Origin of the sequence: Oceanotoga sp. (genome assembly GCF_030445905.1) — a bacterium.
GTDB lineage: Bacteria > Thermotogota > Thermotogae > Petrotogales > Petrotogaceae > Oceanotoga > Oceanotoga teriensis.
Genome location: NZ_JASUSU010000012.1, coordinates 24539 through 43791, shown reverse-complemented (window position 1 = coordinate 43791; position 19253 = coordinate 24539). Strand labels below are relative to the sequence as shown.

Sequence of the window (19253 nt, the reverse complement as noted above, 5' to 3'; positions counted from 1 at the left end):
CCTTAAATTTATTTTTTATTTTTTGAAGTTAAATTTAATATAGATGTAAAAGCAATTATTAAAAGACATACCGCTATAAAAGTCAATAATATATTTGTAGTAATAAGCGTTCTTTCTATACCATCATCAGATGAATTATAATTCATCTGTGGATAGATCATAGAGCTGTTTACTGGCATATATTGTCCTACATTTTGATTGTTTTGAGAATTATTTTCTTTTTGAACAGGTTCTTCTATTTTAGTCTCTACTTGTTTTTCTTCTTCAAAAGAAACTTCTTCTGATTTATTTGAATTGACTATGCCATCTTTAGTAACAATATGACCAGGACCTGCATCAAATATAACAAAATATTTTTCAACTTCTGGTATAGGTATAGATTCTATAGAATTAAAATCATCCAATACACCTTTGTATAAAATATTACCCGATTCATCTTCAAGTCTAATTTCAAGACCTTTAGCACCACTTCCATCTGAAAATCCTGCTTCAACATATATTGTTCCATCGCCATTATCTTCTATCAAAAGAAGTGGAGAATGTGAAAAAGATAAAATCGATATTGATAAAATCATTAAAAATAAAAATGTTTTTTTTATGACAAACACCCCCAAAAAAAATTTGTAGTTTTATCTACATTTTTATTGTTATACTACATTATTTAGTTTAAATCAAAAATAATTAAAAGTAACCTTTAAGTTACTTAATTTATTATTATTTTTTTTAAAAAAAATAATCTAAAAAAAGAATAAAAAAAAACAGAATTATATAAAAATAATCCTGTTTTTTATTTTTAAATTTCAAATATTAAATTTTTTACATTTATCTTCGAGCAAAGAAGAAATTCTATCTATACTTTGAGAATCATTGTTTAATCTTTCAAAAATTTCTAAATTCTTTTCCAATGTGTTTAATAAATTATCTAATTCATCTTTTGAAATATTTATATTGTCTTTTATATTTGTAATACTTTCTTTAAAATTTTCTACATTTAATAATTGAATATCTATAGAGCTTTTAAGGTTTTTAGAATATTCTATAGATTCTTTCGTTGAATTATTTAAATCATTGAATCCTAAATTAAGATTTTTAACAGATGATTTTAAATTGTCTACACCATTTTTAGATGAATTTAACCCCTTTATAAGCTCTTTAAATCTTTCAGAAAGATTTAAAACATTTTCATTTATATTTGTTGCTGTACTTTGAGTTTTCTCTGATAATTTTCTTATTTCTTCTGCAACAACAGAAAATCCTTTTCCTGATTCACCTGCCCGAGCAGCTTCTATAGATGCATTTAATGCAAGTAAATTTGTTTGTTCAGATATATTCATTATATTTTCTATATATGAATTTATATTTTCAAATTCTTTTTTAAATTTTTCAAGATCTATAAAAGTTTTACTCATAAAATTCTCAATATCTTCATTATTGACGTTTATAGTTTTTACTTGTTCTAAACCTATTTCAGAAAAATTCTTAACTTCTTTGTTTATATTAGAAAGTTTATCAGAATTATTTTTTAATTCAAATGAATTTTTTAAGAGTTCTTGCATTTGAATCAATGCATTATTTAAAATATTTTCTATTTTGTTATCTAAATTCTTTGTTTTATTTATAATATCTTTAATATTTTCTTGAAAAAATTCTAAATCATTAGAATCATTGTTTATATTCTTTGAAACATGTAAAAGGTTTTGAGTATTTTCTTTTATACTATTTATAATATCTTTTAAAGATTTTTTTGTATTTTCTAAATTATTTTTCATTAAGAAAAATTCACCATCATTTTTCTTAATAGTTTTATTAAAATAATTTAAATTTCCATCTGAAATATTCCTTAATTCATCATTTATATTGTTTACATTTTTTCCTATTTTTTTACTTATATAATAAGATATTAAAAAAATAATCACTATTATAAAAAATAATATTATGAATATATTTTGGATTATTTTATCAAGATCTATATTAAAATTAAATTTTTGTTTTTCAGGAACATAAAAATCCACTTTGAAATCAGTTTTTAAAGGTATTTCTATATCAGCTTTTGCATCTTTAAACACATCAGATACTTGTATATATATGCCATCAAAATCATCTATTTTTTTATAATGACTTCTCAAATTTTTACCTATTATTTTATCTGTTGAATATTCTTCAATAATTTTTTTATCATCTATTTTTAGACTATCTAATGGTAAATTTGAATATAGTGGACTTTTATCTTTTGAATAAACTGTTATATATGAATCAAGTATCAAAGAAATATCAATAAGTTTTTGATAATTAAATTCATCAAATATGATTAAAAATCCATTTATAGTATCAACTTTGTCTATACCAGTTATAGGAAATATTCCCATATAATATGGTAAATTATCTATAGATAATGTAACTATTTTTGGATGTTTATTTGTCGAATTCAAAAAATCTTTAAAATATTCTTCAAGATATTTTGACATATCTTGAGATTTTATTATATTATTACTATCCTTAAAATATTCTGATTTTTTATTGATAATATCATTTTTTACTTGTACTATATTATCTTTGTTTGTTTTCTCTGGATTCACAACCCAAAGTTGCATTCCAGTCATATAAAGATGCATTGCAAATGGTTCTAAAAGATTGTACCTTTGCATTAAAGTTATTTTTTTATTTGCTGTAATTTCTCTTAAATCTCGATTTTCAGTTATTAACCTTCCTATCTTTTCTATATCAGATTTTTCATTTCTTATAAAATTAACAAAAACATTTGTTAATGTTTTCAATTTTGAATCAAAAGATTCTTGATAAGAATTTGAAAATTTATCATTTATATCTTTTTCAATATTTTTTATTTCTTCAACTATGTATAAATTATAATCATTTATATTTTTGATAACGTTTTCGTTATAACTTTCAAATTCTTTTTCATAATTTTCTTCAAGTATAGAAATTTTCTCATTTAAATTATTTTGTACTTTTATACTTTCTTTATCAACATTTGTTTTCATATAAAAAACTATAAATAAAGTTGGTATAACAGCTATTAAAAGCATTATAATTGCTATTTTATTACTTATTTTATTAAACCAATTAACCTTATAATTCATTTAAATCCCCCTTTTTTGAAAACGTTTTCTAATAATATTATATCAAAAAAGATTTTTTTATCGATATATAAATATACGGTATATCTCCAATTAACATACATTATGTATAATTAAATTGGATTAAGAGAGTAAATCTTTATTTTTCAAAAAAAGAAAGATTTATGTTACAAAAAATTATTATATTAAATAATTAATTAATATAATAATGATATAATTTAATTGAGATAAAAAATATCCGAATTAGGAGAGGTGATATTATGTATTTTAAAAAGAAAAAAGAAAATATTGATAAAAAGGTTGATAGAGTAAATAATATGATGGAAAAAAACTTTTTCTTTTTCTTCTATTATCAATAAAAAAAGGCTTAGATGATAAAATCTAAACCTTTTTTTTATTATATTATAGATTTTGCAACTTTTTCTGATATTCCTTCATCAAAAGCCTTTGGAAGTATATTATCTTCATTTAAATCTTCTTCTTTTATCATAGAAGCAATCGCAAAAGCTGCTTTTATTTTCATTTCTTGAGTTATTTGTTTCCTTGAAATGAGAGCACCTTTAAATATTCCGGGAAATGCAAGAACATTATTTATTTGATTTGGAAAATCAGATCTACCAGTACCAACTATTCTTGCACCTGATTTTTTTGCAATATCTGGCATTATTTCAGGAATTGGATTTGCTAAAGCAAATATTATAGGATTTTTATTCATGCTTTTTATCATCTCTTCTTTAAGAATATTTGGTGCAGAGACCCCTATAAATATATCTGCTCCCATCAAAGCTTCTTTTAATCCACCTTTTATGTTTTCAGGATTTATAGATTTTGCGATTTCATCATGCGCCCAATTTGAATTTTTTTCTTCTTTCTTTAATATACCATCCCTATCACATAAAATAATATTTTCTATTTTAAAATCTTTTAATAGTTTTGTAATGGCTATACCAGCTGAACCAGCACCATTTATAACAACTTTTAAATCTTTTTTTTCTTTCTTTACTATTTTTAAAGAATTTATTATAGCTGCTAATACTATTATTGCAGTTCCATGTTGATCATCATGAAATACTGGAATATTCAGTTCTTCTTTTAATCTATTTTCAATTTCGAAACATCTTGGTGCCGAAATATCTTCAAGATTTATTCCCCCGAAAGCAGGGGATATTATTTTTATTGTGTTTATTATTTCTTCTGTATCTTTAGTATTTAAACATATTGGTATTGCATTTATTCCCGCAAATTCTTTAAATAAAACACATTTTCCTTCCATAACAGGTAATGCCGCTTCTGGGCCTATATCTCCAAGACCTAAAACTGCTGTCCCATCAGTTATTACAGCAACAGTATTGGATTTCATAGTATACTTATACACATTTTCAATATTTTTATTTATTTCTTTACAAGGTTCTGCAACTCCTGGAGTATAAGCAATTGCAAGATCTTCTGCATTATTAACTTTTGCTTTTGATAATATTTCAAGTTTACCATTCCATTTTTCATGCATTTTAAGTGCTTTTTCTTTATTATCCATAAACTCACTCCTTAGATTTCATTTTACCATAAGCTTTTTCCATATTTATCTATCCCAACCATCAATGGAAATTTCTCAACAAAAAGTCTTTGAATAGCTTCTGTTCCCAAATCTTCAAAAGCTAAAATTTCATATTTTTTTACTTTTTGAGATAATAAAGCAGCCATTCCACTGGGAGTTATAAAATAATGTTTTTTATATTTTTTATTCACTTTGCATGCTTCTAAACTTCTTTTCCCTTTACCAATTGTAGCAATAACACCAAGTTTATAAACAAATTCTAAATATTTATCCATCCTATTGCTTGTTGTTGGTCCTATTGCTCCAATAACTTGAAAATCTGGTTTCTTTGCAGGGCCAGCATAAAAAATTATTTTATTATCTAACTTTATTGGAAGTTCTTTACCAGAAATATATATTTCTTTCAATCTTTTGTGAGCTGCATCTCTCATAACTATAAGTTCCCCCGTATATTCAATTTGATCTCCAACTCTTAGATTTTCAAAGTTCAATTTCAACCTCTCCTTTTCTAACTAGATAACAATCTATACTTATTGCGAGTGGAAGTGTTGCTATATGAGTTGGAAATGATTTTATATGTACAGAATGAACTGTTTTTCCATATCCAAGTCCCTGAAATCCTATTCTTAGATCATTTAAATCGTTTATTAATTCTTTTTCAAAATCAGAATATTCTGTAATTGGATTTCTTTCATTAAAATCTTCTGTTAAAGCTAATTTAGATAATATCATAGCTTTATCTGATGTTCCACCTATTCCTATTCCTATATTCATAGGTGGACACCCTCTTGCTCCATTTTCTTTTATATGCTCTTTTATAATCTTTTTTATTTCTTCTTTATCGGCAGAAGGTTTTAACATATAAAGTGCAGAAAGATTTTCACTTCCACCACCTTTTATTAAAAATTTTATTTTTATATTTTTATTTTCATGAAAAAAATAATGTATTATAGCTGGAGAATTATTTTTCATATTTTCCCTTTTAAATAGAGGTTCTTTAACTGTAGAATACCTAAAATTATTAGAAGTATATGCTTTTATAACAGACTGATTTATTATATATTCAATATCTAAATCTATACTTTTTTTTGGTAAAAAAACAAAAAATTCAACCATACCTGTATCTTGACATAAAGGTATATTAAGCTTTTCAGATATTTTATAATTTTCATTTATTTCTTTAGAAAATGGGCCATCATATTCTATTAAACTTTTTAATACATCTTTATTTATATGATTATTTGCAATTTCTATTTTTTTCGCTATTTTATTTATTATATTTTCAAACATTTTTAACCTCCAATAAAATTTACTTTCTTTAATATTATAAAGTATTTTTTATTATTTATATTAAAAATAAAATACATTTAAGAAAAATCAATAAAAATAAAAAATGGTGAATATTAAATTCACCATTTTCATTAATCATTAGAGTTTTAAAATAAATGATATACTTTGAATATAGATACTGTTATCAAAGATGAAACAGACATTATTTTTATTAATATATCTAAAGATGGACCAACTGTATCTTTTAATGGGTCTCCAACTGTATCTCCGACAACAGAAGCTTTATGAGCTTCTCCACCTTTCTTTTCATCTTGTATATTTCCTTTTTCAATATATTTTTTGGCATTATCCCAAGCACCACCAGAATTAGCTGAAAATATTGCAAGCATTATACCACTTAAAGTTGTACCAACTAATAATCCACCAACAAAATCTACTCCAAATATAAATCCAGTAACTATTGGAGTGAATACAGAAATCATGGCAGGTATTTTTATTTCTTTTAAAGAGCCCTCTGAACTTATTTTTATACATCTTTCATAATCAGGTTTAGCAGTTCCTTCCATAAGTCCTGGAATCTCTTTAAATTGTCTTCTAACTTCATCTACCATCTTATTTGCAGCTTTTACAACAGCATCTATTAAAAAAGCACTGAAAAAATAAGGTAATGCTGCACCAAAAAGAGCTCCTCCAATAGTTCTTGAATTGACTATATTTAAATTCAATATATGAGTTAAATCTCCTATACCTGCATCTTGAGGTCCAGCTCCAGAATATATATATGATGCAAATAGTGATAATGCAGCCAATCCAGCAGAGCCTATTGCAAAACCTTTACCAACAGCTGCTGTTGTATTACCAACAGAGTCTAATTTATCAGTTATATCTCTAACTTTTTTAGGTAAATGAGCCATTTCTGCAATTCCACCAGCATTGTCAGCAATAGGTCCATAAGAATCTACAGTTACAGTTGCTGCTACAAAAGACAACATACCAGCTGCAGCCATGGCAACACCATAAAGTCCAGATATTTCATATGAAAATAATATAGATATCATTAATACTCCAACTGGTAAAAAAACACTTTTCATTCCAAGTGCCAATCCTTTTGAAATAACTATTGCAGGTCCACCTTTTGCAAATTTAGATAATGTTTGAGTGGGTTTATAATCATCACTCGTATAATATTCTGCAAGAAGGCCTATGAATATCCCAGAAAATATACCCGCTATAGATGCAACCCATGGAGATATTTTACCAAAAACAAAACCTATATTTTTCAATTCTTCTGCCGTCATGGAATCGAGATAAAAAAAGGTCATTATGAATGAAAATAATATTGTTAAACCGGCAGATATGGTCAAAGATCTATTTAAATCTTTATGAGGATTACTACTACCTTTAGATTTCAATATATAAAATATTCCTATCATAGCACTTACAAGGCCTATGCTCATAAAAATTAAAGGATATAATGTCAGATTTATAGCTGAATTATGTGTTAAATTTGAATCTCCCAACAAAAATTGAGTATATAATACAAGTACTACTGAAGAAATTATAGCCCCTATATAACTTTCAAGCAAATCAGCTCCCAAACCAGCTACATCTCCAACATTATCTCCAACATTATCTGCTATTGCCGCTGGATTTCTTGGATCATCTTCATCAAGTTCAAGTTCTGTTTTTCCAACTAAATCTGCTCCCATATCAGCTGCTTTAGTATATATACCTCCTCCAACTCTATCAAACATGGCTATTAAAGAACAACCTAAAGCATATCCAGAAACAGTCATAGTAAAAGGTATATAATTTATTTTTAACCAATTAACTTTTATTATCATATTTTCTGGATCTAATTGTCCAAGATAATGTCCAAATATCAAATAAATCAATATCATACCACTGAGTGCAAACCCAGCTACCGCAAGACCCATAACACTACCACCTTTAAAAGCCACTTTTAAAGTGGAACTTATATCTTCTGTGTTTCTTGCAGTATTAGCAACTCTCACATTGGTTTGTGTTGCGCTCTTCATTCCAACAACACCTGCCATGGCACTCATAAAAGCACCGATGGCAAAAGCAACACCGACATACCATTCTATTATCACTGATAATACGATACCTATTATTATTACATAAAATAATATCGTAGTCATCTCATGTTTTAAAAACGCGTTTGCCCCTATTCTAATAGCTTTAGAAACTTCTTTCATTTCTGAAGTTCCTTCATCAAGCTTTAGAATACCTTTATAATTAATCCTGGCGAACAACAAAGCTAATAATGGTACTATTAACAAGAACCACAAAAATTGCATAGTCACACCTCCGATTAAAAATTTATTTAAAAATTCCCCCATTATAATTTTATAACAATTGATTCATTATAAAAAATACGATTAATTATTTTCTGAATCAAAAAAATAACATTATATTCAATTAATTCTTTTTTTCACAAATTTTCTCTTTTAGACTTTTAAATATATAAATTGCATAAAATTATCATGATATAATAATGTTAACAAGAGAAATGTTTTTTAACAAAATAATTAAAGGAGGTGTTTTTATTTGAACCTTATAAATTATATATTAATAAATTATAATAAAATTTTATTTGAAACATTGCAGCATATTAAACTTATAGCTTTATCTTTACCTTTTTCGATATTAATAGGAGTATCTATAGGCATTTTTATATCTAAAAATTCAAAAATAGCCAATATTACTCTTCAAATTGCTGGAATATTGATGACAATTCCTTCATTGGCTTTATTTGGTATAATGGTTGTAATTCTTGCACCTATAAAAGCTGGAATAGGGACAACTCCAGCTGTAATTGCTTTAATAATATACTCTTTGATGCCAATAATAAGAAATACATTGATAGGTATTAAATCAATAAACATTAAAATAATAGAGTCTGCTAAAGGAATGGGTATGACTTCTTCTCAAATTTTGTTAAAAATAAAGTTACCTTTATCTATACCGATAATAATGTCTGGAATAAGAAATGCAGTAGTGATGGGAGTTGGAATAGCAACATTGGGATATTTCGTATCTTCTGGAGGACTTGGTTATTTTATATTTGCAGGGTTGAGTAGATCAAGATATGAAATGGTAATAACAGGAGTTATACTTATTTCTTTTCTTGGAATTATGACAAATTATTTACTCATAAAATTAGAAAATTTAATAACTTCAAAGGGGTTAAAAATTAAATAAGAGGTGATTTATTTGTCTATAAAACTAAAAAACATATATAAAAAATATGATGATTTTACAGCAATAGAAAATATTAATATAGAGTTTGAAGATCATAAAATAACTGTTTTAATAGGACCTTCCGGTTGTGGTAAAACAACTCTTTTAAAAATTATAAATAAATTAATTGAAAGAAGTTCAGGCGAAATTTATATAAATAATAATTCAATAGATGATATAGATACTATATCTCTTAGAAGGAGTATTGGTTATGTAATTCAAGAAATAGGACTTTTTCCACACATGACAGTAAAAGAAAATATTTCTATTGTACCTAAACTTTTAAAATGGCCAAAAAAAAAGATAGAGGATAGGATCAAATATTTGATGGAACTTGTTAATCTTGATTATGAAATAAATATTAATAAATATCCAGCTCAACTTTCTGGTGGTCAAAGGCAACGTGTAGGTGTTGCAAGAGGTTTGGCTGCAGATCCAGAAATTTTATTAATGGATGAACCATTTGGTGCTATAGATCCCATAAATAGGGAGACACTTCAAAATGCATTTTTAGAAATTCAAAATAAAATAAAAAAGACTATAATATTCGTAACTCATGATATAAGAGAGGCTATTAAACTTGGAGATAAAATAGCTATTTTGAATAAAGGAAAAATAGAACAATATGATAATACAATCAATATCATAAAAAGACCAAAAAACTCTTTTGTAAGGAATTTATTGGGAGAAGATAGTGAATTTAAAGCTCTTGAATTTATAAAAGTTTCAGAATCTTTGAGTCAAAACTATACAGTTCTCAATATAAATAATTATGAAGATCAAGTCTTTAATATGATAAAAAATAACAATTTAAAATTTATTATTTTTAATGATGAAAATAATAAATTTTCTGGATATCTTGATTTAATGAATAAAGATAAGTTTAATATTGAAAAGATAAAAAAATTAAATGTAAAAAGTGATTTTAGCCTTTTTGATTCTTTGAATATAATGTTAAAAGCTGGAGTATCTAAAATTCCTGTTATAAATAATAAAAATGAAATAATTGGTTTACTTGAATTTGAAAGTATTTTTAAACATTTTTCTCTTTCAGAGGTGAATAAATGAATATTTTTGAATTTTACAATGAAAACTTAGATTATTTATTTTTAAAAACTTATGAACATCTTTATATTTTTATTATTTCATGGTTATTAGCTGTTATAATTGGTATATTGATAGGTGTTTTTGTAAGCAGACCAAAAAGAAAAAAAACTGGTGAATTAATTATAAACATAATGAGTACAACACAAGCAATACCATCAATAGCTGTAATAGCTCTTGTTTTCATATTTTTAGGTATTGGAGCAACTCCCGCAATCTTTGCTTTATTTCTATATAGTTTAGTACCTATTATATTCAATACTGCTTCTGGATTATTAAGTGTTGATAAAAAATTGATCGAAGCTGCTAAAGGGATGGGTATGACAAACTTTCATATACTTTTTAGAATAGAAATACCAATGTCAATTTCATCAATATTTTCTGGTCTTAGAAATTCAGCTGTGATAAATATTGCAACAACAACAGTAGCTTCAGCAGTTGGAGCTGGAGGACTTGGAGAATTAATTTTCATAGGTTTAAGTGCTTTTGATTATACAATGATATTAGCTGGTGCTTTACCTGTTTCTTTGCTTGCAGTAATTATAGATCAGATTTTAGGTCTAATAGAAAAATTTTTAACTTCTAAAGGAATCAAAATGATAACAGAAAATTAGGAGGCGATATACATAAAAATAATAAATACTTATAGAGATACTACTATTTATAAATTTAAAGATATTTATCAGGTTATAGCTTTAGATACTCTTGGTTCAATTGGTGAAAAAAAAAATGATGAATTATCTTTTAATGTTGTAGATTCGGCTATGTTCACTTTAAATGTTTGTTTAAATGAATTATATAGTTTAAATGTAAAACCATTAACAGTGCTTTCTATGGTTAGTAATGAATGGAATCCAACAGGAATGAATGTATTAAAAGGTATTAAAAAAGGTCTTTCAAAGTTAGAATTAGACATTCCTATTAATGGAAGTACAGAAGAAAACTTTAAAACTTCAATGACTGCTTATGGTATGGCTGTTTTTGGATATACAGAAAATATTATATGGAGAAATTCAAAAGAAAATGATCATATATATTTGATAGGTATTCCATATGTAGGTGAAGAAGTTATCAAAAATCAAAATAATATTTTAAATCCTAAAATAATAGCTCAAATAATTAAAGAAAATCCAATAGGAGATTTTCTTCCCTGTGGTTCGGGTGGCATATATAAGGAACTCGAAATTTTATCAAAAGAAAATGAATTAAAATATATTTTATTCGATGATATAATAGAAAATAAAAATATCAATATAAAAAAATCTGCAGGCCCAGCAACCTGCGGAATTTTTACTTCTAAAAAAGAAATAAAAAGAAATGATATACCTTTATTCGAAATAGGGAGGATTAAAAAATGTATACATTGATAACTGGAGGACAGGCATGTGGTAAATCAACTTATGCCCAAATTCTTGCCGAAAAAGAAAAACCAAACAGAGTTTATATAGCTACTGCTCAAATATTTGATGAGGAGATGAGAATAAAAGTAGATAATCATATAAAAGAAAGAGGAGAAAATTTCTTTACAGTAGAAGAACCCTTTAATCCTATTGATGCTTTTAAAAAGGCTTTAACTTATAATCCCAATGTTATTTTAATGGATTGTATTACAATGTGGACATCTAATTTACTTTTAAAACATGAAAAAGATGATGATTATATAATCTTTGAAAAAGTAGATAAATTTATAGATTTTCTTAAAAAGAATGATATACCTAAAACTATTTTTGTTACAAATGAAGTAGGTTGGGGAATAATCCCTGAAAATACCTTAGCAAGAAGATATGTAAGAATATTGGGCACTGTAAATAAAAAATTTGCAAAATTATGTGATAATGTATTTTTAATGGTTTCAGGAATAGAGGTGAAAATAAAATGATAGTAGGAACAACTTCATGGCAAATACCTGGAACATATCTTGAAAATTTAAAAATATTAAAAGATGAAGTAGATTTTGTAGAATTATTAATATATTCATGGGATGAACATATTCAATCTATAATAAAAAAAGAATCCGAAGAACTTTTTAACTCTGACATAAAACTCAGCATTCATCTCCCAACAGATAATATGAAAAGCATTAGAAATGTTTGTTCTTATTTTAAAGATTTTAATGTTTATAGACTAACAATGCATCCATTTGGAGAAATAGATGAATTTAAAGATACCTTCAGATATTGTCAGGATATTTTTAAAAAAAGATTATGTGTTGAAAATTTAGAAGATGGAAAGTTCTTCGAATATTATAATAAAATAAAAGAATATAATCCTTCTATAACAATGGACTGGGGACATTTAACTCTACTCGGAGAGAATCCTGAATATTTTATAAGTCGTGTTAAAAGTAAAATAAGAGAAATACATTTTCATGGCATTCAAAATGGCAAAGATCATTCTTTACCAACGAAAGAACAGTATAAAAGCTTTATAAAAACTTATAAAAAATATTTTAAAGATACTCCTGTATGTGTAGAATTATTTAAACTTGAAGAGACATTACAAGTAGTAGAGGTATTAAAAAATGCTAAATGATATATTTGTAGCTTTTGGTACTATTAGTAGAATTCCGGTCCCAACTGTAAAAAATGTAAATATTAAAAGGTCTGTAATTTATTTTCCATTGGTAGGAATATTTGCAAGTTTTGTTTTGTGGTTATTTCAAATGATTTTCATCAATATATTCAATATAAATATAACCTTTATATTGAATATGATTTTATATTTCTATCTTTTTCAATACTTTCATTTTGATGGTATTTTAGATTTATTCGATGGATTTGGCGCTCAAATAAGAGATATTGAAGAAAGACGAAAAATACTTAAAGATTCAAGGATTGGAGCTTTTTCTTTATTATATGGGATTTTTTATATAATATTATATATTTTTTTAATATTTCAAAATAAAGACTTTTGGTATATGATGCCAATTTTTTCAAGATTTTCTGTACCAGTTTTGTTATCTATCTCAAAACCAGCATTTGATGAAGGACTTGGAAAAATGTATTTTCCATTCAAAAAATTATATTTAATTCCTTCATTCTTAATAGTTTCAATAACAGCCTTTATCTCTTTGAAAATCTTTTTAATCGGTATCATATCTTCTATAATAAGTTCTTTTTTATTAAATATTATATCGAATAAAAAAATCAATGGTATAAATGGTGATGTAATAGGAGCTAATATATGTTTAACTGAAATAATATTTCTTTTGATTATAAATATAAAATAAGGAGAATTCAATATGATAATATTGGTAGGTTCAAAAAACCCAGTTAAAATAAATGCTTGTAACTTAGCTTTTAAAGAGTATTTTGAAGACTTTGAACTGAAAAGTTATGATATAGATTCTAAAGTTTCAGCCCAACCTTTAGAAGAAGAAACCTTTAAAGGGGCTTATAATAGAGCTTCACAACTAAAACAAAATTTTTTAGATGGTGACTTTTTCATTGGTATAGAAGCTGGAATAAAAATAATGTTCAATAAACCTTTTTTATTCACCGTAGTTCATACAATAAATAAATTTGGAAAAGAAGGAATAGGAATATCCCCAATATATCAACTTCCAACTTTTATAATGAAAGACATAAAAAAAGGTGCTGAACTTGGAGATATAATGGAAGAAATTTCAAAAATTGAAAATATAAAACAAAAGGGTGGTGCTATTGAATTTTTTTCAAAGGGGATTTTAACAAGGACTAAAATATACATACCTGCAATAATAAGTTCTTTGATACCTATATTAAATGCCGATATATATCAATAAAAAAAGGGGTTAATTAACCCCTTTTAATTATTTTTTACAGCATCTGCCATAGCTTTGGCGAGTTCATCGAGTTTCTTTAAATCATCTTCCTTCGCAGATAATTTAGCTTCCACAGATTCATTTACTATAGGCCATTTAAAGTTTTCAGCATATTTTTCTATAGTGGAAACTCCACCTCCACTCCAACCATATGTTCCAAATATTCCTAATACACGATTTTTTAAACCTGTATGAGATATCCATTGTACTATCTCTTCCATTGGTGGAAATAATCCTGTATTATAAGTACAACTTCCAAGCATTACACCTTTAAATCTCCATATTTCATTTATAATATGTGAAAGATGAGTTTTAGAAGCATTTATTACTTTTATATTTTTTATACCTTGTTCAGCTATTTTTCTTGCCAAATGATCTGCCATTTTTTCAGTATTACCATACATGGAACCATATATTATAACAACGCCTTCTTCTGATTCATATTTACTCCATCTATCATATTTTTCTATTATTCTTTCAGGATGTTTTCTCCAAACTGGCCCATGTGTTGCCGCTATTATTTTTATATCGACATCTGACAACTTTTTTAAAGCTCTTTGCACCATAGGAGAATATTTACCAACTATATTTGAATAGTATCTTCTTATTTCATCTTCAAAAAAATCCAAATTAACCTCATCATCAAATATTCCACCATCAAGACTTCCAAATCCTCCAAAAGCATCTCCTGTGAACAAAATCTTACTCTTTGTTTCATATGTCATCATAGTTTCTGGCCAGTGAACCATTGGTGTCATATAAAATTTTAATTTATGTTCTCCGAGATCTATTTCATCTCCATCTTTTACTTCATATAAATTCTTTTGTATACCATATAAATCATTCAAAAATTCAAATGTTTTTTTATTTCCAATTATTTTCATATTAGGAAATTCTTCAAGTATTTCCTGTATAGATCCTGAATGATCTGGTTCCATATGATTTATTACAAGATAATCTATATCTTCACCATTTAAAAGATTTCTAATTTTTTCAATGAAAACACTGAATTTGTTTATTTTTACAGTATCCACTAAAACATTTTTTTTGTCTCTTATAATATAAGAATTATATGAAACTCCTTTATCCAAAGGCCATAAATTTTCAAATATAGCCGTTTCTCTATCATTAACACCAACATAAAAAATATCTTCAGTTATATTTATGAATCCATTCACAAATAATACCCCCTTTAGTCGATTGTTTGAGTCGTATTTAATTATACCATAAAAATTGTTCCCTTTTAATTAAATAAATTCAAAACTTAAATTAATGTTTTTATATTTTCAACAATATCATTAACAAGTTTAGGTTTTTCAATTATATCAAATTCATTTCCATCAACTATATAAATAGGTGATTGATCATAATCATTTATCCAATTATTATATAAATCATTTAATTGTTCCCAATATTCAATTGGTGTCTGAATCTCCATTTGTCTACCACGTTTATTTATACGTTTTAAAATTGTTTTTACATCTGTTTTTATGTAAATTAGTAGATCTGGTTTCTTTAAATATTGCAACATAGTATCAAATATTTGCTTATATGAATCATATTCGGGTTTACTCATTTTATTGTTCATATAGAGATTTTTTGCAAATATTTCAGAGTCTTCATAAATAGATCTATCGAGTACAGCATTAACTTCTTTATCTATTATATCTTTTATACTTTTAAATCTATGAAATAAAAAATATGTTTGTAAATGATATGACCATCTTTTTTGATTATAATAAAAATCTTCAAGAAATGGATTATCCACAACAGATTCATAATATGGTTTAAATTCTATTTTATTGGAAATTATATTTGTAAATGTAGATTTTCCTGCACCTACATTTCCAGCAAAGACGATCATTTTATTTTTTTTCATCTATTTTCACCTCTATTATTTTTATAAGTCTTTCAAAATCTTCATTATTAAAAACATCAAATTTATCTCCATCCAAAATTATACAGTTTTTAATTTTTTTAAAAGTTTTTTTATAAGCTTCATCGACTTTTTTTAAATATTCAATATCTATTTTATTTTCAAACTCTCTTTTTCTGCTTTTTATTCTTTTAACAACTGTTTCAACAGAAGTGTCTATATATATTATTAAATCTGATTTTTCAAGATTTTCTGTGAGAATATCATATATTTTATAAAATTTTAATTTTTCTATTTCATTTTTTATAGTGATATTTGAAAAAATTTTATTTTTAATCATATCATAATCACTTATAATTAAAGAACTTTCTGACATGGAATTATATTGTTTATATCTGGATACAAGAAAAAACATTTCAGTTTGAAATCCAACATCTTCATTTCTATATAATAAAGGTAAATAAGGATTATTTTCAAACTCTTCTAATATCAATTCATCTGCTTTAAATTTTTTAAATAGAGCATTTGCTAATGTTGTTTTTCCACTACCTATATTTCCTTCTATATTTATTCTTATTTTATTCATAAGAATCACTCCTAAGTATTTTCTCAATATATTGTACCATAATACATTTTTTTGTCAATAAACATACAACAAATATTTATAATACCCCGTAATAGTATTTTTATTTTTTATTATCTGAAAATACAAAATAATATGTTAAAATTTAAATGTATTTATTATTAAAAAATTAATTAAATGGAGGAGATAAATTTGAAATTATCTATAATAGGACTTGGTAGAATGGGATATAATATGGCAATTAGATTACTAGAAGACGGCCATGAAGTTTTTGTATACAATAGAACTTCAGAAAAATCTGAAACTCTAAAGGAATACGGAGCAAAAGTTATTTATGATTTAAAAACAATTAAAAATGTTTTATCTACACCAAGAGTAGTTTGGTCAATGCTTCCAGCTGGAGATATAACTGAAAAAAACATTGAAATACTTTCAGAAATATTGGATGAAGAAGACATAATAATAGATGGAGCTAATACTAATTATAAAGATGATATTAAAAGATTTAACACTTTAAAAAATAAAGGTATTAATTATATAGATGCAGGTGTTTCTGGAGGAGTATGGGGATTGAAAGAAGGCTACTGTACAATGGTTGGGGGAGATGAAAAAATATTTGAATATATAGAACCTATAATAAAGTCTTTAGCTCCAAATAATGGGTATATGTATTGTGGTTCTACAGGAGCGGGTCATTATGTCAAAATGATACACAATGGTATAGAATATGGATTGATGGAAGCTTATGCAGAAGGTTTTGAACTTTTAAAAGCTTCAAAATATGGTGAAAATTTAAATCTTTCAGATATATCAAAAATGTGGAATAATGGAAGTGTTATAAGATCTTGGTTATTAGAATTGCTTGAAATAGCTTTTAAAGATGATTCTTCTCTCAAAGATATTCAAGGTTATGTTGAAGATTCTGGAGAAGCTCGTTGGACTGTAAATGAAGCAATAGATAATGGTGTTTCTGTTCCAATAATATCAGCTTCTTTATTTAAACGTTTTCAATCAAGACAAAAAGATGTTTTTTCTGATAAAGTAGTAGCTGCTTTGAGAAATCAATTTGGTGGTCATGCACTTTATAAAAAAGATAGGAATATCAAAAAAACTTCTACCGGTGCCGGTAAAGTTGAATCAGCTAATCCAGATAAGAGGGATTTCTATGGAAAAAATAAATAAAAAAATAATAAGCCAAAGTAATAGTTGTGAAGAAATAAAAGCTGATAAATCATCAATAATAATATTTGGTGCTTCAGGTGATTTAACTTCAAGAAAGTTAATTCCGGCAATATTTAAACTTTTTAAAAGAAATCTTTTATCAGAAAATTTTTATGTTTTAGGTGTTGCAAGAACTCAAATGAATGATCAAAATTTTAGAGATAAAACAAAAAATATTATTTCAAATCTTTGCAAAGATGAAAAAATAATAAATAGATTTTTAAAAATAATATATTATCAAAATGGACAATATAATGATATTAATCTTTATAAAATACTAAATGATAAGATTAAATATTTGGATGATAAATACAAAACAAATGGAAATAATTTATTTTATTTTGCAACTCCACCAGATATACACTCAATAATAATAAAAAAATTAGGTGAAGTTGGTTTAAATGATCAAAAAAATAATTTCAAAAGAGTTATAATTGAAAAACCTTTTGGTAGTGATTTAAATTCTTCTAACTCTTTAGATGATGAACTTCATAAGTATTTAGAAGAACAGCAAATATATAGAATCGACCATTATCTTGGAAAAGAAACAGTTCAAAACATTATGATGTTAAGATTTGCAAATATAATATTTGAACCTATATGGAATTATAAATATATAGATAATATTCAAATAACAGTATCAGAATCCCTTGGTATTGGTCATAGAGCTGGATACTTTGAAAATGCAGGTCTTTTAAGAGATATGTTTCAAAATCATATGCTTCAACTTTTGACTCTTGTCGCAATGGAGCCTCCAGCATCCTTAGAACCTGTAAGCGTTAGAAATGAAAAAGTTAAACTTTTAAAATCTATAAGACCTTTTAACAATAAAAACATAGATGATAATCTTGTCAGAGGACAATATATTTCCTCCAAAATCGATGATGAAATAGTTCCAGGGTATAGAGAAGAAAAGAATGTAGCCAAGAATTCTTGCACTGAAACATATGTAGCTGGAAAATTTTTTATAGATAATTGGCGTTGGAGTGGAGTTCCATTTTATCTTAGATCCGGCAAAAGACTTAAAAAAAAATTAAGTCAAATTGCAATAATATTTAAAGATGTTCCACATTCCATTTTTTCACATGATTTTATAAATTTAGAACAAAATTCTTTAATTTTAAATGTACAACCAGATGAAGGATTTTCTCTTTATATACAGGCAAAACAACCTGGTTCTAAATTATGTTTAAACACTTTAAATATGGATTTTAAATATAAGAATCATTTTGATTTTGATCCACCAGAAGCTTATGAAAGATTAATTTTAGATGCTTTAATAGGTGATCAAACTTTATTTGTAAGAAGTGATGCTATGAAAATATCTTGGGAACTTTTAGAACCCATAATTAATAAATGGAAAAAAGAAAATACTTTGAATTTTTATGAAGCAGGAACATGGGGGCCTAAAGAGAGTAGTAGATTATTTAAAAAGGGTACATGGTATCCATTGAGGTGATTTT

The 19253-nt window shown here is 25.7% G+C and carries 19 protein-coding genes; 10 read left to right on the top strand and 9 right to left on the bottom strand.

What is annotated here, in order from left to right:
* Positions 1 to 8: 8 nt before the first annotated feature.
* The 6 genes from PWP28_RS05190 to PWP28_RS05165 all read right to left on the bottom strand — a co-directional run bounded on the left by PWP28_RS05190 (position 9) and on the right by PWP28_RS05165 (position 8261).
* Positions 9 to 608, bottom strand: coding sequence for a hypothetical protein (locus tag PWP28_RS05190; RefSeq protein WP_146192150.1), 600 nt, complete (start codon positions 606 to 608; stop codon positions 9 to 11).
* 192 nt (positions 609 to 800) lie between these two features.
* Positions 801 to 3098 carry a methyl-accepting chemotaxis protein gene (locus PWP28_RS05185; protein ID WP_308644361.1) on the bottom strand — a complete coding sequence of 766 codons (2298 nt, stop codon included), beginning with the start codon at positions 3096 to 3098 and terminating at the stop codon, positions 801 to 803.
* Positions 3099 to 3492: 394 nt separating this feature from the next.
* Complete coding sequence (locus PWP28_RS05180) at positions 3493 to 4629, bottom strand: NADP-dependent malic enzyme (RefSeq protein ID WP_109604327.1); 1137 nt, start codon at positions 4627 to 4629, stop codon at positions 3493 to 3495.
* Positions 4630 to 4652: 23 nt separating this feature from the next.
* Positions 4653 to 5141 (bottom strand): FumA C-terminus/TtdB family hydratase beta subunit, encoded by a 489-nt coding sequence (locus PWP28_RS05175; RefSeq protein ID WP_109604328.1) that lies wholly within the window; start codon positions 5139 to 5141, stop codon positions 4653 to 4655.
* Positions 5131 to 5940: a fumarate hydratase gene (locus tag PWP28_RS05170; RefSeq protein WP_305081463.1), complete on the bottom strand. Its 810-nt coding sequence runs from the start codon at positions 5938 to 5940 to the stop codon at positions 5131 to 5133. Before PWP28_RS05170 ends, PWP28_RS05175 begins: the two co-directional genes overlap by 11 nt.
* A 146-nt stretch (positions 5941 to 6086) precedes the next feature.
* The gene (locus tag PWP28_RS05165; protein ID WP_109604330.1) at positions 6087 to 8261 is read right to left on the bottom strand and encodes a sodium-translocating pyrophosphatase; all 2175 of its coding nucleotides are present in this window, start codon (positions 8259 to 8261) and stop codon (positions 6087 to 6089) included.
* 250 nt (positions 8262 to 8511) lie between these two features.
* On the opposite strand from PWP28_RS05165, the gene PWP28_RS05160 reads away from it, so the two are divergent.
* The 8 genes from PWP28_RS05160 to yjjX all read left to right on the top strand — a co-directional run bounded on the left by PWP28_RS05160 (position 8512) and on the right by yjjX (position 14071).
* The gene (locus PWP28_RS05160; RefSeq protein ID WP_308644360.1) at positions 8512 to 9165 is read left to right on the top strand and encodes an ABC transporter permease; all 654 of its coding nucleotides are present in this window, start codon (positions 8512 to 8514) and stop codon (positions 9163 to 9165) included.
* 12 nt (positions 9166 to 9177) lie between these two features.
* Complete coding sequence (locus tag PWP28_RS05155; RefSeq protein WP_264150541.1) at positions 9178 to 10272, top strand: ABC transporter ATP-binding protein; 1095 nt, start codon at positions 9178 to 9180, stop codon at positions 10270 to 10272.
* Positions 10269 to 10922 carry an ABC transporter permease gene (locus PWP28_RS05150; protein ID WP_264150542.1) on the top strand — a complete coding sequence of 218 codons (654 nt, stop codon included), beginning with the start codon at positions 10269 to 10271 and terminating at the stop codon, positions 10920 to 10922. The genes PWP28_RS05155 and PWP28_RS05150 overlap by 4 nt, the downstream gene beginning before the upstream one ends.
* Before the next feature lie 150 nt (positions 10923 to 11072).
* A complete protein-coding gene (locus tag PWP28_RS05145; protein WP_109604333.1) occupies positions 11073 to 11675 on the top strand; it encodes a hypothetical protein in 603 nt (200 codons plus the stop codon).
* Positions 11663 to 12187, top strand: coding sequence for a bifunctional adenosylcobinamide kinase/adenosylcobinamide-phosphate guanylyltransferase (locus tag PWP28_RS05140; protein WP_109604334.1), 525 nt, complete (start codon positions 11663 to 11665; stop codon positions 12185 to 12187). The genes PWP28_RS05145 and PWP28_RS05140 overlap by 13 nt, the downstream gene beginning before the upstream one ends.
* A complete protein-coding gene (cbiR, locus tag PWP28_RS05135; RefSeq protein WP_264150544.1) occupies positions 12184 to 12840 on the top strand; it encodes a cobamide remodeling phosphodiesterase CbiR in 657 nt (218 codons plus the stop codon). The genes PWP28_RS05140 and cbiR overlap by 4 nt, the downstream gene beginning before the upstream one ends.
* Positions 12830 to 13537: an adenosylcobinamide-GDP ribazoletransferase gene (locus PWP28_RS05130; protein ID WP_109604336.1), complete on the top strand. Its 708-nt coding sequence runs from the start codon at positions 12830 to 12832 to the stop codon at positions 13535 to 13537. Before cbiR ends, PWP28_RS05130 begins: the two co-directional genes overlap by 11 nt.
* A 12-nt stretch (positions 13538 to 13549) precedes the next feature.
* Positions 13550 to 14071 carry an inosine/xanthosine triphosphatase gene (yjjX, locus tag PWP28_RS05125; RefSeq protein WP_109604337.1) on the top strand — a complete coding sequence of 174 codons (522 nt, stop codon included), beginning with the start codon at positions 13550 to 13552 and terminating at the stop codon, positions 14069 to 14071.
* 23 nt (positions 14072 to 14094) lie between these two features.
* Here the strand turns inward: yjjX and PWP28_RS05120 are convergent, their stop codons facing one another.
* The 3 genes from PWP28_RS05120 to PWP28_RS05110 all read right to left on the bottom strand — a co-directional run bounded on the left by PWP28_RS05120 (position 14095) and on the right by PWP28_RS05110 (position 16572).
* Entirely contained in the window at positions 14095 to 15288 is a 1194-nt protein-coding gene (locus PWP28_RS05120; RefSeq protein WP_109604338.1) for an FprA family A-type flavoprotein, read from the bottom strand.
* 86 nt (positions 15289 to 15374) lie between these two features.
* Positions 15375 to 15989 (bottom strand): deoxynucleoside kinase, encoded by a 615-nt coding sequence (locus tag PWP28_RS05115; RefSeq protein ID WP_109604339.1) that lies wholly within the window; start codon positions 15987 to 15989, stop codon positions 15375 to 15377.
* A complete protein-coding gene (locus PWP28_RS05110) occupies positions 15976 to 16572 on the bottom strand; it encodes a deoxynucleoside kinase (RefSeq protein ID WP_308644359.1) in 597 nt (198 codons plus the stop codon). The genes PWP28_RS05115 and PWP28_RS05110 overlap by 14 nt, the downstream gene beginning before the upstream one ends.
* A 189-nt stretch (positions 16573 to 16761) precedes the next feature.
* Between PWP28_RS05110 and gnd the strand changes: the two genes are divergently transcribed.
* Positions 16762 to 17751 (top strand): phosphogluconate dehydrogenase (NAD(+)-dependent, decarboxylating), encoded by a 990-nt coding sequence (gnd, locus tag PWP28_RS05105; RefSeq protein WP_109604341.1) that lies wholly within the window; start codon positions 16762 to 16764, stop codon positions 17749 to 17751.
* Positions 17735 to 19249 (top strand): glucose-6-phosphate dehydrogenase, encoded by a 1515-nt coding sequence (gene zwf, locus PWP28_RS05100; RefSeq protein ID WP_305081465.1) that lies wholly within the window; start codon positions 17735 to 17737, stop codon positions 19247 to 19249. Before gnd ends, zwf begins: the two co-directional genes overlap by 17 nt.
* The last annotated feature ends 4 nt before the right edge of the window (positions 19250 to 19253 follow it).

Bases quoted from the DNA above. Each gene is read 5' to 3' on its own strand.
- PWP28_RS05185 (WP_308644361.1), bottom strand. From the start codon at position 3,098: ATGAATTATAAGGTTAATTGGTTTAATAAAATAAGTAATAAAATAGCA.
- PWP28_RS05180 (WP_109604327.1), bottom strand. From the start codon at position 4,629: ATGGATAATAAAGAAAAAGCACTTAAAATGCATGAAAAATGGAATGGT.
- PWP28_RS05170 (WP_305081463.1), bottom strand. From the start codon at position 5,940: ATGTTTGAAAATATAATAAATAAAATAGCGAAAAAAATAGAAATTGCA.
- PWP28_RS05165 (WP_109604330.1), bottom strand. From the start codon at position 8,261: ATGCAATTTTTGTGGTTCTTGTTAATAGTACCATTATTAGCTTTGTTG.
- PWP28_RS05150 (WP_264150542.1), top strand. From the start codon at position 10,269: ATGAATATTTTTGAATTTTACAATGAAAACTTAGATTATTTATTTTTA.
- PWP28_RS05145 (WP_109604333.1), top strand. From the start codon at position 11,073: ATGTTCACTTTAAATGTTTGTTTAAATGAATTATATAGTTTAAATGTA.
- PWP28_RS05140 (WP_109604334.1), top strand. From the start codon at position 11,663: ATGTATACATTGATAACTGGAGGACAGGCATGTGGTAAATCAACTTAT.
- cbiR (WP_264150544.1), top strand. From the start codon at position 12,184: ATGATAGTAGGAACAACTTCATGGCAAATACCTGGAACATATCTTGAA.
- PWP28_RS05130 (WP_109604336.1), top strand. From the start codon at position 12,830: ATGCTAAATGATATATTTGTAGCTTTTGGTACTATTAGTAGAATTCCG.
- yjjX (WP_109604337.1), top strand. From the start codon at position 13,550: ATGATAATATTGGTAGGTTCAAAAAACCCAGTTAAAATAAATGCTTGT.
- PWP28_RS05115 (WP_109604339.1), bottom strand. From the start codon at position 15,989: ATGAAAAAAAATAAAATGATCGTCTTTGCTGGAAATGTAGGTGCAGGA.
- PWP28_RS05110 (WP_308644359.1), bottom strand. From the start codon at position 16,572: ATGAATAAAATAAGAATAAATATAGAAGGAAATATAGGTAGTGGAAAA.
- zwf (WP_305081465.1), top strand. From the start codon at position 17,735: ATGGAAAAAATAAATAAAAAAATAATAAGCCAAAGTAATAGTTGTGAA.